13 protein-coding genes and 1 pseudogene are annotated in these 15,039 nt (G+C 43.3%); 4 read left to right on the top strand and 10 right to left on the bottom strand.

Annotated features, from left to right (window positions below; translation table 11 throughout):
* Nucleotides 1–19 precede the first annotated feature (19 nt).
* The 4 genes from MHI55_RS16160 to MHI55_RS16145 form a co-directional block, all read right to left on the bottom strand.
* Nucleotides 20–1,735: a discoidin domain-containing protein gene (locus MHI55_RS16160; protein WP_051447402.1), complete on the bottom strand. Its 1,716-nt coding sequence runs from the start codon at nucleotides 1,733–1,735 to the stop codon at nucleotides 20–22.
* 72 nt (nucleotides 1,736–1,807) lie between these two features.
* Nucleotides 1,808–3,493, bottom strand: coding sequence for a hypothetical protein (locus MHI55_RS16155; protein WP_076253113.1), 1,686 nt, complete (start codon nucleotides 3,491–3,493; stop codon nucleotides 1,808–1,810).
* 49 nt (nucleotides 3,494–3,542) lie between these two features.
* Entirely contained in the window at nucleotides 3,543–4,412 is an 870-nt protein-coding gene (locus MHI55_RS16150; RefSeq protein ID WP_017688372.1) for a carbohydrate ABC transporter permease, read from the bottom strand.
* An 18-nt stretch (nucleotides 4,413–4,430) separates the two neighbouring features.
* Nucleotides 4,431–5,315 carry an ABC transporter permease subunit gene (locus tag MHI55_RS16145; protein WP_036616097.1) on the bottom strand — a complete coding sequence of 295 codons (885 nt, stop codon included), beginning with the start codon at nucleotides 5,313–5,315 and terminating at the stop codon, nucleotides 4,431–4,433.
* A 317-nt stretch (nucleotides 5,316–5,632) separates the two neighbouring features.
* On the opposite strand from MHI55_RS16145, the gene MHI55_RS16140 reads away from it, so the two are divergent.
* Both MHI55_RS16140 and MHI55_RS16135 read left to right on the top strand, forming a co-directional pair.
* The gene (locus tag MHI55_RS16140; RefSeq protein ID WP_340386348.1) at nucleotides 5,633–7,342 is read left to right on the top strand and encodes a histidine kinase; all 1,710 of its coding nucleotides are present in this window, start codon (nucleotides 5,633–5,635) and stop codon (nucleotides 7,340–7,342) included.
* Nucleotides 7,342–8,691, top strand: coding sequence for a response regulator (locus MHI55_RS16135; protein WP_340386345.1), 1,350 nt, complete (start codon nucleotides 7,342–7,344; stop codon nucleotides 8,689–8,691). The genes MHI55_RS16140 and MHI55_RS16135 overlap by 1 nt, the downstream gene beginning before the upstream one ends.
* Nucleotides 8,692–8,794: 103 nt before the next feature.
* On the opposite strand, the gene MHI55_RS16130 is transcribed toward MHI55_RS16135, so the two are convergent.
* The 4 genes and pseudogenes from MHI55_RS16130 to MHI55_RS16115 all read right to left on the bottom strand — a co-directional run bounded on the left by MHI55_RS16130 (nucleotide 8,795) and on the right by MHI55_RS16115 (nucleotide 11,738).
* The gene (locus MHI55_RS16130; RefSeq protein ID WP_340386343.1) at nucleotides 8,795–9,241 is read right to left on the bottom strand and encodes a GNAT family N-acetyltransferase; all 447 of its coding nucleotides are present in this window, start codon (nucleotides 9,239–9,241) and stop codon (nucleotides 8,795–8,797) included.
* Between the two features lie 192 nt (nucleotides 9,242–9,433).
* Nucleotides 9,434–10,244: pseudogene (locus MHI55_RS16125) on the bottom strand (AraC family transcriptional regulator).
* A 105-nt stretch (nucleotides 10,245–10,349) separates the two neighbouring features.
* Nucleotides 10,350–11,483, bottom strand: coding sequence for a DNA polymerase III subunit beta (gene dnaN, locus MHI55_RS16120; RefSeq protein WP_340386342.1), 1,134 nt, complete (start codon nucleotides 11,481–11,483; stop codon nucleotides 10,350–10,352).
* 18 nt (nucleotides 11,484–11,501) lie between these two features.
* On the bottom strand, nucleotides 11,502–11,738 hold the full coding sequence (locus tag MHI55_RS16115) for a ribbon-helix-helix protein, CopG family (protein WP_076317852.1): 237 nt from the start codon (nucleotides 11,736–11,738) through the stop codon (nucleotides 11,502–11,504).
* Nucleotides 11,739–11,990: 252 nt separating this feature from the next.
* Here MHI55_RS16115 and MHI55_RS16110 point away from each other — a divergent pair, with 252 nt between their 5' ends.
* Nucleotides 11,991–12,308 carry a transposase gene (locus MHI55_RS16110; RefSeq protein WP_074094933.1) on the top strand — a complete coding sequence of 106 codons (318 nt, stop codon included), beginning with the start codon at nucleotides 11,991–11,993 and terminating at the stop codon, nucleotides 12,306–12,308.
* Nucleotides 12,309–12,319: 11 nt separating this feature from the next.
* Nucleotides 12,320–13,183 (top strand): IS3 family transposase, encoded by an 864-nt coding sequence (locus MHI55_RS16105; protein WP_340027149.1) that lies wholly within the window; start codon nucleotides 12,320–12,322, stop codon nucleotides 13,181–13,183.
* Between the two features lie 421 nt (nucleotides 13,184–13,604).
* Here the strand turns inward: MHI55_RS16105 and MHI55_RS16100 are convergent, their stop codons facing one another.
* Both MHI55_RS16100 and MHI55_RS16095 read right to left on the bottom strand, forming a co-directional pair.
* Complete coding sequence (locus MHI55_RS16100) at nucleotides 13,605–14,471, bottom strand: aldo/keto reductase (protein ID WP_076317853.1); 867 nt, start codon at nucleotides 14,469–14,471, stop codon at nucleotides 13,605–13,607.
* On the bottom strand, nucleotides 14,468–14,860 hold the full coding sequence (locus MHI55_RS16095; RefSeq protein WP_047843023.1) for a metalloregulator ArsR/SmtB family transcription factor: 393 nt from the start codon (nucleotides 14,858–14,860) through the stop codon (nucleotides 14,468–14,470). Before MHI55_RS16095 ends, MHI55_RS16100 begins: the two co-directional genes overlap by 4 nt.
* Nucleotides 14,861–15,039: the final 179 nt, after the last annotated feature.

The following is a 15,039-nucleotide window of genomic DNA, read 5'->3' as shown; positions in this document are numbered from 1 at the left end:
TCTTCTTTTAAGAACATCGTTAATTGGTGTCCGATCCAAATACCTTCACTTCCCATAGTCTTGGCGTGTACCAATTGTTGGGGTTGTTATGAAGTGCCGCATTTTGCATATTAATTCGTACATACCTGGCAGCAGTGCTCGATAGCGTATCTGATGTGAAACCGTAAGATGTATTATTAGTTCGATCCAATGCCACGGTCCAGTTTATATTATCCGTACTGGTCTCGATTTTGTATTTGTAATAACCTTCGGAGCCTTTTTGCATCCACCAGGAGATTTGCACATTATTCAACTGTTGAACAGAGCCGAGATCGACCTTCCACCAATGTGGCCAGGAACTGCCTGTGCCTACCCATTCGGTTTGATAGTTGCCATCATTAGCATAACTTGCCGGATTTGTTCCAGTAACCGTTTGGGCTGTTGCCGGTTTACCTTGTGACAGCAGTTTTCCATTCTGAACGGGAACGACAACATCATCGCTTGTGTTGTACAGGACTTGATCAAAATAATCATAAAATGCGTAACCATCAGAGAACCAAACGGGAAGCAGTCGTTCCTCTGTTGTTCCATTTTGCGTACCTGCCCAGCCGAACATCCAGCGATACGCAACCATAACCACGTTGTTGCCCGTATTTGGCTTCACCCGCATGACGGAACCCGACTGCGCCGAGAAGGTTGACGTGTTGCCAATCGTCCGCAATTCAGACCAATCTCCGTCTATGCTTGTTGCTGATGAATACAAGGGTATACTCGGATACCAACCTGCCGCTTGGGAAGAGAACAAATAATAAATGCCATCTTTTTTGATCATCTTGGGCAGTTCCCTGTGTTGATTTTGATAAATAACAGAAACTTGATGATCCACATCCAACCAATCGGAGGTTAACTTATATAAGATGGTGTCCGAATTATTATTGGCCGTAGAGATCAGATACGCCGAATCATCATCATCTTTGAAAATGGAGATATCCCGGGATTGGTTCCCTTCCGGTCGAAAGCTTTTGTGAAATGTAAAGTCTTCTCCAGGCGTGGCCGAAGCCACCGATACTCTGGCAAGTGTGTAGTCTGTACTGTTCTCATAGTGAGCCCAAAAAACAAATTTGTTCGTGGGCGCGTGATATAGGATATTGATCCCTTCAAATTTAGAGTTGGCCAGATCGGGATGATCCGTGTAGGACAGGACCACTTTGTCGTTACCGTAGGTGATGTCATCCGTTGACGTCTGTTGAATCATTTCGCCAAAACCGCCTGATGACTTTTGCACGAAATTGAATCTGTAGTAGGTGTCTCCCACTTTAAGTTCATTCGGGAGCATAAGCGTTGATTGCGTTGTGTTATCAAAAGTTGTGAGGTTTTCTGGAAGGCTGTAAGGGGTATATTCTGGCGAGACAGCGGAGGTTAACAAGGAAGTTCCGCCATATGCCTTCACTTGGTATTTGTACGTACTACCTATGTTGAGGTCATAATCATCCGTCGTTGTACCGGTTAGGGTCTGTAATAAATCATAGGGCTCATTGTTCTCGGATCTATATAACTCGTATGCAGTAGTTCCCTGGACAGGTGCCCAATGGATTTTGGCATTGGATACTTCGGATTCATTCTTTAGCACAAACAATGTTGCAGCAACATGGGTCTCTTCACCAGCAGCGTGAACGGTTTGAGCTGAGGACGTTAAATGAACTGTTAACAACATCAATGCAATGACGATAGCCATCCACGATTTACCTTTGATCATGTCTCATCATCTCCTTTTTTTAGAAGACCAACCTTCCTGTTGCCGGAAGGCTGGTTCAGGTGAAACTAGATTTTATTTCAAATTCATCAGTGTCATTACATCCGTCTCGCTGGCTTGGTTGTACCATTCATTAACTTCTTCGATCACGGTGTCTCCGCCTTTTTCATGCCACTGTTTCACAAAGGTATCAAATACTTCAAGCGGCTCATTGCCATATATGATTTTGGTGAACGTCTCTTGTTCCATGGTGGTCAACTGTTCCCACACATTTTGCATCGTTGGCGTTGGTGGACCGTTAAACTCATTTGGCAGTAAAACATCTCTGTTTTCATACGAAATCCGGTATCCGTCCTGCGTCGTTTGATCCTTCGAGGCGCTCTGAATGAGGACACCCGTGTCGGCTTTAACCCCATTCGCCAGATCGTAGTAGGATTGGCCGGGGCCATCAACACTCGGTGTATTTTTGGTAAATGCCATTTTCCCAACACCCTGCACAGCCTCTAATGGCGTATTGAATTTCGTTGGATCAAAAGTGACTTCATCGTTAACGATATCGTAATCGTATCCTTGAGCGTAGCCGTATTTGAACTCTCCCGTGCTGAACGCTGCGTCGTACATTTTATCGTAGTACAGGAAGAAGGCTTCCATGTTCTGAAAATCCTTGTTAAACATGAACACACCATCGTTCAACTGGGCGGATTGGTAGGTCTTATCACCGTTCACACCTTGAATGGTCGGATAAGCGCTGATTTTTGCACCCTCCACATTTTTCTCTACGTCCTTCACACTGTCGTACAGCCAAGGACGACCAATGATGATACCAGCTTTCCCCTCCGTAAAATCAGACAGTGCATCCCAGGCACCTTGGGTGGCCAATTCTTTGTTCAAGTACCCTTGTGCATACCAATCGCGTAACTTGGCAAGTGCCTCTTTGTTGCCAGGAGCCACAGATCCATAGGTGAGTTTGCCATTGTCGTTATGCCATTGCCTTGGAAGATGTTTGCCCGTGTATGCGCTGAATATCATGACTGGATCGCTGACCCAGCCCGTGTTGTAGGAATCTTTACCTGAAAAAGTAAAGCCGTATGTGTCTTTCTTGCCGTTCCCATCTGGGTCCTCATTAGTGAACGCCGCGATGACTTGTTCAAACTCATCAATCGTTGTTGGCGCTTTCAAATTCAATCTGTCCAACCAGTCCTGGCGGATCAACATGACTTCGCCTTCCGTCAAATTCGGCGCGATCGCCATTCCGTAGACCTTACCCTCCCTAACCACTGGATTGAAGGTGGTTGGGTATTGTTTGTATATTTCTTTTATCCGGTCAGGCATGTAGGTTGAGATGTCTTCTGTAATCTCCTTGACCTGCCCCGACTCGATCAGATCATTGACCAGCATGGTATCATAGACAGGCAGAACGTCTGGTAGTTTCTCGGAACCCGTCAGTGCCAGCCGCAGCTTGGTATTATATTGTGAAGCATCACCTCCCAGCAGGGTGGTTTGGATTTTGATACCCAGGTTTTGTTCGCCCCAACGGGTCAATACATTGTCATTCAACGTCTCACCGTTGATGTACTTTCCAGCATTTTCATCCTGTTGTTTGGCGATGGTAATTGTAAACGGTGGGTCATATTTTCCGTCCTTAAGCACCGATGCCGGTGCGGTCTCGGAAGCACTCTCCCCTTTGCTACAGCCAGCCATAAGAACAGCCGACAGCATAACCATACTTACCATTTTCCATAAATCAGTTCTTTTCTTCATGGAAACATGCCCCCTTCACTCATACTCAATTTGTTTGTCGTCATCCTAATTATTCTTTGACGGCTCCTAGTACAATTCCCTTCACGAAATATCGTTGTAAAAAAGGATAGACCAAAATGATCGGTAGCGTGCTTACAAAAATTTGCGCTGCTTTGATGCTTTGCTCCGACATGGCTGCAACTTCAGATTGGCTCATCGCCATATTTTGCATATTGCTCTGCACGACAACAGTCTGTAAGAACGAAGCCAGCGGATACTTACTTGCATCCGACATGTACAAAATCCCGTCAAACCAGGAGTTCCAGTGCCCCACCATAATGAACAAGGATACGGTCGCTATGCCAGGCAGAGATAATGGTAAATATATTTTGCTGAGAATTACGAAAAAGGAAGCTCCGTCAATGAAAGCTGCTTCTTCCAGGGCTTTTGGAATCGTTTTGAAAAAATTGACGAGAAGAATCAAATTATAAGCACCGAAAGCGCCCGGTAACACAAGAGCCCATATGGTATCCTTTAATCCAAGGGCTGTGATCAATATGTAAGAAGGTATCAATCCCCCCGAGAAGAGCATGGTAAAGATAAAAAACCACATGAGCACATTGCGTCCCCGGAATTCCTTGGACAAGGCATATCCTGCACAGGTAAGGATAAACATGCTGATGGTTGTACCCAATACGGTTCGAGTGATGGATGTCAGCATGGCACCGTTGAAATTAGAATTGTTGAACGTTTTTACATAGGCATCCACGTTGAACCCCACCGGCCAAAATGAAACCATATTACCGCTAATGGCCGCTTTACTGCTTAGAGATTGCGCCAACAGATGAAGCAGTGGAAGAAAACACGCCAGACCCGCCAGTATCATGAACGCGTAATTAAAATAGGAGAATACTCTATAACCTGTCGTTTTATGGTACATGATCCCTCTCCCTCCTTGTTAGAATATTTTGTAATTGGCATACTTATAGGCCAGCCTGTAAGAGACAACGATCAAGATCAAGCTAATTCCCGATTTGAACAGTCCTACAGCGGTCCCGAAGCCGTATTGCCCGTTTAACAAGGATGAACGGTAGACATAGGTGTCAATGATATCTCCCGTACTGTAGACAAGCGGATTGTACAGATTGAAAACCTGATCAAAGCCCGCGTCCAGAATATTGCCCAGACTCAGCGTAGAAATGACGATAATCATGGGCAACATGCTAGGCAAAGTTACGTATCGAATTTGCTGCCGGCGTGTGGCACCATCGATCTCGGCCGCTTCGTAATAAGATGGATTAATTCCCGCAATGGTCGCCAGATAAACAATCATGCCAAAGCCAAAGCTCTTCCACACATCGCTGATCACAACCGTAAATCGAAACAGATCAGGATCACCCAAGAAGTAAATGGGATCGTTCCCGAAAATACGTGTCAAGATGTGATTGATTCCTCCGTCTAATCCCAGAATGTCGATCATCAACCCCGCGACCGTTACCCAGGACAAGAAATGCGGCAGATACACCAGTGTCTGAACACTTTTCTTAATGCCCATATTTCGAATCTCGCTCAGCAGGATAGCCATGACGATTGGAACGATAATACCAACGATAATTTTAGAAACGGCGATAATTAACGTATTAACAATCGCTTGTGTGGCTTCTTTATACTGGAAAATTCGTTCGAAATTATCTAACCCGATCCACCGTGAACCTGTGATGCCCAGCCATGGTTTGTAGTCCTGAAATGCCATGAGCAAACCTACCATCGGGCCATAAGAAAAGATGCAGACAAACACAAATGCGGGAATACACAGTACGTACAAAGGCCAGCTTTTCTTGATTTCCTTTTTGAATGAAGTCCGCTGGGATAGCTTTGTTTTTGTTTTTTTCGCGGATCTGGCGGGTACAATCTCGTTAATGTTGCATACCTCCTCTATGATGGTTCTTCGAAAGCGATCCTTGAAGATAAGCTTAACAAAAGCGCTTTCACTCCAAAATGCCAAAATCTCAAGATCATCACCCCACCCTGAAGCACTTTAAAACCGCTTTCATTTATCGTCGTTGCTACCCTTCCGCTTTTTGAAGGTTTGGCTTATATTAAAGTTAATTCGATATGGATTTTAAACTTCTGCGTTTGGCGATATGAAAGGAAACATATATGATCAGAAAAATGTATATGAAGCGATTCATCTATTTCTTTGTTTTTTTTCTGCTGCTGACGTTAAGTTTGTTTTTCGTGATGAACCGATTAAGCTCCAAGACACTTGAAGAAAATCTGATTAGTGCTTCCAAAAACCAGCTTGATTATGTGAAAGGCATTCTTGACGGGATTATATACGAGGCTAATATGTACGGGGTTCAGTATGCGGCAGACAGTGATGTCCGGTTTTATCAGAGGCATGTTATCGAGCTGAGCAATTACGATTCCCAAATGAAGAAAAACGATATCGTTGATCGCTTGCGGCAAACGCTACTATCCAGTCGATCGATTGAATCGATCGGCATTTACTGGAAGTCTGAAGAAACATTTCTGTCCACCAACAGTACGCCGGAGGCGAGACTTCCGTTCAAGGATGTTCATCAACGGGGATGGCAAATCGTCGGCAATCGCTTGTATTACTTTGCCCTCTACCCTTACATCCAAAAATCCGGACAAAATGAACCGACTCAGTACGTCGTTGGTGTAAAGCTGAATACCGATTATTTGAAAAATCTGCTGAAAAAGGCTGTGAACAACGACAGCTCAAACGCTTTTTTTTGGTTTAATTCCCATCAGTTATGGAGTGAGAAAGAAGTCGACAACGATCTATTGAAAGCGGTTACCGATATGCTTTCTCCACAGCCGGAGATCACGTTGAAATATGATTATCACACCAAGTCGGACGATTACTATGTTCTTTCCCGATATATTGAATCAATCGACGCCTACCTGATTACATATACACAGACGAATGATTTTCTGCAACCGATTGACCGCAACCGCAAAGTTTTTTTTGCCAGCATTTTAGCCGTTTTCACGCTTGGTCTGTTTGTGATCTTTACGTTTTACCGGAACTATTACCGTAATATTCGTTTGTTGGAGCGGAAGTTTTCACAGGTTGAACAAGGCAATCATAATACTCGTATTACCGAAAATACGGATAGAGAGTTTTACAGCCTGTTCAGAAGTTTTAATCATATGGTTACCGAGATCCAGGATCTGTTCGTATCCTTGAAGACTGAAACGGAACTAAGACGAAGTGCGGAACTTCAACAACTCCAGGCTCAGATCAATCCCCATTTTTTGTACAACAGTTTGTTTTTCATCATGTCGGTGGCTCAATTCTCACCTGATTCTGTCATGCGCATGAGCAAACATCTAGCTGAATATTATCGTTATTTAACCAAGTTGGACCGGCATGAAGTCACGCTGGAAAGCGAGCTTCAGTTTGCGGAACATTTCTTGATCATTATGGCTCTTAGCAAAAAAATGGAGTACAGTATTGATCTGCCGCCAGAACTGTCCTCCCTTCACCTCATGCCGCTGATAATCCAGCCAGTGGTTGAAAATGCGATTCAACATGGCATTGAAGGACAACAAGGTGCCCATCGGGTGACGATTGAAGTAAAACAGACGGAGACTGCGATAACGATCAAGGTCTCCGATGACGGTAAAGGTCTTTCACTGGATGCTATCCGCAGTCTGGAGGCTCGGCTTGAGAGTGATACCCCGCCTGAAGGAATTAAAGGCGTAGGGCTCTGGAATGTAAATCAACGTCTGAAAAATACGTACGGCGAACGTAGCGGGTTAAATTTTGGTACTAATGATTGGGGCGGCTTGTCCGTCCTGCTGCTCATCAGCATTCCCGTGGTGAAAGGAGATAACTAATGCGATTATTAATTGTGGATGACGGACATTATGTCGTTGAATATATGAAGCACTTGCTCGATTGGAACACCTTTGGCATTGATCAGATCGAGACGATGACCAATTCGATTGAAGCCCGAGACATGTTGACTCAAAACCACATCGATATTCTGATCACTGACATCCGAATGCCTGAGGTGTCTGGTATTGATCTGCTTCAACATATCCACCAACATAACTTGCCAACCAAAGTGATCATCCTTTCCGGCTACTCCGAGTTCGAATATGCGCAACAAGGAATTCGTTTAGGTGCTCTCGACTACTTGCTCAAACCTGTCGACAAAGATGATGTGGAGAAAGCAATGTCCAAAGCCATCAACAATATTACAAAGACACGGCCCGCTCAATCGGTTGCATGGGAGAACTTCGATGGATTGGAGTATCTGCTTTCCCTGCTTGGTCACAATGAGACATTAAGGAAGGAATATGATGCGTATACTGAATTTTTAGGGCGTCGTCGTATGTGCTGCTTCAAGCTGGAGGGTTTCACACAGGAACATGAGAATGTTATAAAACATGCTGTCGGAGACAAATTGGATCGTCTCGTGTGGACTGCGGGAACGGGACTGTTCGGTCTTGTTCCGGAAGAAGCTGCTGGGGAACTGACCATCAAACTGGAGCAATCAGTCGCGTCTCCTCCCGTTTCATTGACCGACCGAAACGTGACCCGGCAGATGTTCTACAGGTTCTTTCTTAATGAGGACATACACTTAGAAGACTTCAATGGCATATTCAACCATTCTCCGTCATGCGGTGATTGGGAGTCGGCGGGAAATATCATTAAAAAATATGATCAAATCCATCTCCATAAGCAAAAAACAATCTTTCTCATGGAGACCATTCTATATGTATATCTGACGGATAAGGATCGCGATCCCTCTGAAACCGTGGAGTGGATATTTAACCAGTTACGGTATCCTGATGAACTATCCTCAACTCTCATGGATCGGGTCAGTCGGATCAGAAACAACAAACAGATGTCGATTCAAACTATCGTTGACAAAGTACAAACGTATATCGAAGACCATCTGTCACATGGCCTTAGCCTGGATGAACTGGGGAAAGTTGCACATCTCCATCCCGTCTACTTTTCCAAACTGTTTAAACAAGAGACGGGCGAAAATGTGTCAAACTACATTTCCAGGAAGAGGTTGGAGAAGGCTTCTCAATTGCTTCAAGATTCGGAACTCCGTGTAGCCGATATAGCGCAGATGGTTGGTTACCGAAAAAATCAATATTTTATCCAGTTGTTCAAAGTGGAATATGGAGTTACGCCCTACCAGTACCGCAGAAATATGATCCATCAATGACTTCGGTTGAATATGTTACATAAATGATATATCCAATGCAGTACCGAAAAAGCCCAACTTCCACTCTTCAGTTTAAAGAGTGAGTTGGGTCTTTTTGGTACAATTAATGGGTTAGGTCGATCACCTTATCAAAGCAATATGAATCTTTGTCATAGCCGTTATGCTCATAAAAAGCATGGGCGTCGGTTCGCTTCATTCCGCTGCATAAAATAATACTTGATATTCCCCGTTCTTTAGCATAATTTTCAGTCTGTCTTAGTAGTTTTGTACCTATCCCTCTATTTTGCAACTCCCTTTTAACAGCAAGCGCCTGAATATGTAGATAACCAATTGGAACTCCTACAGATAATGACTGTACAATAGTTACAAAACCGACCACATTATTTTCTATCAATGCGACAAATGTTTTGTAATTCCCGGCCTTATTCATCTCTTCCATAGTCACTCGGAAGTTTGCATCATTAACATTACGAATTTCAAGTACATCATTCCATAAAAGAACAACTTCAGCATAATCATCTGATATAATTTCTCGAATTTTAATATCCATACTAAACAACCTCCTCAAGATAAAATAATCGAACAATATCCCTATCCCTATCCCTCTATTTGTGATACGGTTCACCGCGCTGTCAGTAATGGCAAGTTAAAGGACCATCCTTTGTCGGGATGACCCTTTATTAATCTAGATTTGTTCAGTTTACATCTTCGTTAACGCCTGCATTTCGCTCATATAAAAGCATTATTTTTTCTTCACGGGTATCCAGATTTCTCCTGAACCATTCCCATGCCGTGCCATTCCATAATACATTTCGAAAGTAGGGCCCTCAACCTGTTCGTATTCAGATGTCGGAAACCACTCAGAATAGATTCGTTCCCATAGTTTTTGCATATCACACTGCGGCTCCGGGAATACCGCCCACGTTAATGTTGGGATAGCAAGTTTTGTGAATCTCTCCGGAATCTCAAGCCCCTTAGGTACATGATAACAGATCATGTATTTGAAAGATTCTTTAGTGTGATCATAAAGGGCGGCGTGTAGCATGGTGTCACCAAAACGTCCCAGTAAGTCGTTCATCATATCAACGCTGCCATCATCATCACATTTTATACGGAATAGAGGAACTTCAGAGAACGCTGTTTTCTGGTCTGCATTTATAATTCCATATACTCCAAACATCCCCTTTTATTGAAATATGAAAGGACATTCGAGGATAGGCTTTTAGAGAAACGCCTGTATCACGCGCGGATATAGGCATAATACCATGAAGATTCTTAAAGGCGCGTGCAAACGCCTCCGGCGAATCATATCCATATTTCATAGCTACATCAATAACCTTTGAGCCTGTTGTCTGCAGTTCGAATGCCGCCAATGTCAACCGTCGACGTCGAATGTATTCCGATAACGTTACGCCAGTAATAAATGGAAACATTCTTTGAAAATGATAGGTAGAGCAACAGGCTCTATGTGCTATTTCCTCATATGAAATAGTGTCCGCTAAATTTGTTTCGATATATTCCATGGCACTATTCATCCTGACCAACCAATCCATCCTACTCCCTCCCTTCAAGGTGATTTTATGGGAAATAAATAATGAATACCTTGCAATTTCTGCACGAAAAAGTCAGTAAAAAACTTGCTCTATGGATGATACGCTTCACCGGGTCATCACTGGAGTAATCAAGAACAGAGTAGACATGAGCGAATCATCTGGAAGTACGACGATGGGACTCGTTTTTCCTGCATATCTTAATCGGATACTCTCGCAATCTATGTTACGAAGTATATCGATAAAAAACTTTCCATTTAGTGATACCATAAATTCTTCCCCACACATCTCTAATAGTGGAATTTCATTGTGAATATCTCCAACATCGGCTGTTTTGGACAATAGTTTTAATGTATCTGCATTAGCTACTAATCTAATCACTTGTTCACTAGCCATTACAGTTACGCATTCAACTGCTCTCAACAAACATGCTGTATCAACTGCGATTTCACACAAATAAGATTGAGGGATTACATTCTTTATGGATGGGAACGTTCCTTCAATAAGAACAGACTCCACTTTCAGTCTAGTTGTCATGAATTTAACTCGATTATTACTCACTTCAATTTCAGTTGTGTCATCTGTTTTGTTTAATATTTTCGATAATTCATATAGATTCTTCGCTGGAATAATAGCGTTCAAACTGTTGTGGGTAGCATCTTCTAAATGCAAAGCGCGGTATGCAAGCCGCACTCCATCTGTAGCAATTAGGTTTAGACGATCATTACTGCATTCCAAAGAAACTCCTGTTAATATGGGGCTCGTCTCGGACGTTGATGCTACGATTGCTAGCTGTTTAATAGTCGAACGAAGTAAGGAAGTATTAATGCGTAGTTTAGTAGAAGGGAACGCCTGTCCATCATCAATGGAAGGGAATTCTGTAGGGTCCATGCCGCATAAACGTAATTGAGAATGACCGGATACAATCGAAAGAATCATTGGCCCTTTAATTTCAAGTATAACTTTGTCACCATTAAATTTACGAATAATATCGTAAAAATAACGCGATGGTATAACAATAGCCCCTGTTCTTTTTACAGTCAGAGAAACACCATCTTGAGCAATCATAGACTGTATCGTCATACTTGTATTACTTGCCGTAAAAGTAACGCCATCTGCACCTGCTTGAATATGTATTCCTTGAAGAATAGGTATTGAACTATTTGCTGCTACTGCCTTCATCACATATTGTATGGCATTCATAAGAGAATTTTTTGTTATCTCTACCAGCAAAGACCTCACCTACCTCGAATAAAAAAATTATTTTGTATAGAAGGACTCAATGATGTTACGTATAGCCTCCGAACGAGAAAGTTTATGCTCTGTGCAATGGTTTTCGATTTCCCCCCACATGTCCTCTGTTAGAGTTAAAGATATTTTTTTAGTCACACCTATACTCTTTCTCCCGGAACCTTCTCGCAGACCACCTCTCGAAAAGACAAAACCTAACTGCCCTTCTTTATTAGCGACACCAACTTTAACCTTATTATTGTTCAATATAATGACGCTCCTTCATTTTGATTTAGGTAACCTCATTCAAATGGATCTCTTCTCATATTATCATGTCTCTACATGGATTTACAATATTTCAAAAGCGATTGCTGAAGAACAACTCATCGAATGTAAATCTGGGACTATCTCAAAAGGAATTCCCTTCGCTTCAAGCGCTAACGAACCTACTGGAGCTAGAATAAAAAGTGGACACCCGTTAACGGACGGAAGGATAATAAGACTAACGGAGGTGTCCACATGGGAGAACAGCGGCAACGATATAACGAAGAATTCAAAAAACAAACGGTCAAATTCATTCAAGAGCAGACGAAGACACTTGGAGATTTGGCAGAAGAACTCAACATTCCAAAAAGTACGTTGCACCAATGGATGAGTAAGTACCGCGAACTAAAACATGAGCCTGTTGCCAGCGTAGATCGAGTGAAGGAACTGGAAGCAGAGCTTCAAGAGATGCGCCGGTTGCTTCAAGAGAAAGATCACACGCTTGCGGATACACAAGAAGAACTGGCGATTGTAAAAAAAGCAGTGCACATCTTCAGCAAACCAAAGAGCTAAGATTTCAGTTTGTGGAAGATCATCGCTCCGAGTTTTCTTTGGAGAAGATGTGCAGAACCTTTCAAGTATCACGGAGCGGATATTACAAATGGCGAATGGGCCGAACCAGCATGCGGCAGAACCGTAAAGACGAGGTCATGAAGCGTATTCGCTATCATTTTTACGACCACCGGATGCGGTGTGGAAGCCCTAAAATTACGTATCTGCTCCATTTAGAAGGGTTGCGAATCTCTTCCCGTACCGTCAGTATATACATGCGTCAAATGAATCTACGTTCTGTGGTCATGCCCAAATATCGCGTTCAAACTACGGATTCCAAACACGATCATCCCATTGCACCGAATACGCTGAATCAACAATTTAGAACGTCCAAACCGAATACAGTATGGGTTACCGACATCACCTACATTCCTTGCCGAGGAGGTCGTCTATATCTCGCCAGCGTTCTGGATTTGTGCACACGTGAAATTGTAGGCTGGCGTCTATATAACCATATGGAAACCAGTTTGGTGATGGGTGCACTGGAGGAAGCTTACAAGGCCAAACGCCCCGCTCCGGGATTACTCCATCACTCGGATCGCGGCTCTCAATACACGTCAAAAGAATACGTGGAGCAACTAAAATCATACGGAATGGAATCAAGCATGAGCCGCCGAGGAAACTGTTATGATAACGCCTGTATTGAGTCATGGCACAGTATTTTAAAGAAGGAACTCATTTACTGCAACCCTCGTTTTAAGACGCCGGAAGAGGCGTATACTGCCATCTACCAGTACATTGAGTTCTATTACAACCGCAAGCGAATGCATGGCGCGCTAGGGTATCTTTCCCCTGCTCGTTTTGCGATGAAATTTACGGACAAATCCGCAGCGTAGTGTCTACTTTTTTGACATAGGTCCATACCACACTCTAAACGGCGGATTTTTAAGGAACGCAGCATGTAACGAACCTCATTAACTTAATTCCATCGTAAACCGCCTAAACATCAAATAAATGGACCAACTCGATGAAATAACGTCTCTATGATTCGTTAGAATTCAAACCTATGCAAATGAGAGCAAATAGCGTGTGCTAGGTCCGTTAGAACTGTATAATCCTGACAAAGGGCTGTACCCGGTCATGCTCATGACTCACAGGACAGCCCCAAGAAAATAATTACGTATAGACACCTTTTTATATACTCAACTGGACTTCGGGAATCGAAGTGTCGCTTCATGTTCGGGAAGAAAGAAGCTTTTGGGGAATGACCACCAGATTTGAGTATCCGGTTGTTGTTCAAAATCGAATTATGATCCATCAATGAGAACGAATAAATAATTTCATCAAATTGATATAAAACGGGTTGACCATGTAGCCATTTGGACTTACGGAATATCTCTTACCCGTGTCCAACCGTCGTATTTGTTCCATTTCCTTCTCATTCAACTCAAAGTCGAATGTTTCTTTGTTCTCTTTTATCCGTTGAGGATTCGATGATTTGGGGATGACAATAATTCCGCGTTGCAGATGCCAGCGCAAAATGACTTGCGCAACCGATTTCTGATGGCAAAGGGCAATTGCCACCAGCTCCGGATGCTCCAGCAGCGCTTTGCTTCCCTGCCCCAACGGTCCCCAAGCCTCATGCAGAATCCGATGTCGAACCATATAATCATGCAATTCGTGTTGCGGAAATTCCGGATGGGTCTCGATCTGATTTACCATCGGCGAAATCCGGGAATGTTTCTTCAGATGCTCCAGATGCCGGATCTCGAAATTGGCTACACCTATAACTTTGATTTTACCTGCGTCGTATAACTCTTCCATCGCCTTCCAGGCGTTCACGTATTGAGGACCGGCAAAATGAATCAAATACATATCGAGATATGTTACGTTCAGCTTCTGGCAAGTCTGCTCGAACGCCTTTTTCGTCGCACGGTACCCCAGGTCTGTCGTCCATACCTTGGAGGTAATGAAGAACTCCTCCCTGGGAATGCCGCTGTTTTGGATGACCCGACCTAGCGCCGCTTCATTACCGTAAATTTTGGCCGTATCGAAATGGCGATAACCCATTCGAATAGCCTCCTCGACAGTCCTTTCGAAGGTCCCCCCGTCTTTGATCTTATATAGGCCGAACCCGAGTTGAGGAATGTCCACTCCGTTTGCCGCTGCGACTGTCTGATTCATTCGCAACTCCCCCTCCCCGTTTTTTCTAATTGTTGTTCCGATGCTTGTTCTTCACATTGCGTTAGCAACTTTTCTATCTCGTTCACCAGGTTTTTCAACAATTTCAACTTGCTACCGGAGTCAAGGCTGTAATAGTTGAGAGTTCCTTCTTTACGAACACTTATTATCTGTGATTCTTTCAATATTTTCAGATGATGTGATACGGTCGGTCGGGAAAGATGAGTTTTCATCCTGATCTCTCCTACGCGCATGCCGGGTTTTTGCGGCCCTTGAATCAAGGCTATGAGGATGGCTTGCCGGGTTTCGTCACCGATCGCATTCAACACCTTCTGATTGTTCTTAAATTCGATAGCAATCGTGGTCGCAAGTTCCTGATCCAGGTAAATCATCCCCTTCCATTTAGAATGTGTAATACTTTTGTAGATACAGCCTATCACAATCTCGGATTCGGCAGTACATCGGGAAAGAAATTCAAGAACCTATTTTTTCCATGTCTTAAGAATACATTAGCAAAAGAAGAAGCCACCCCTGACGAATGGAGTGTCTTCTATTAATGGTTGTTATTTTT

Source organism: Paenibacillus sp. FSL E2-0151, from assembly GCF_037993015.1.
Classification (GTDB): domain Bacteria; phylum Bacillota; class Bacilli; order Paenibacillales; family Paenibacillaceae; genus Paenibacillus; species Paenibacillus amylolyticus.
The sequence above is the reverse complement of the archived record's forward strand: the minus strand, read 5'-3'. Positions and strand labels throughout refer to the sequence as shown.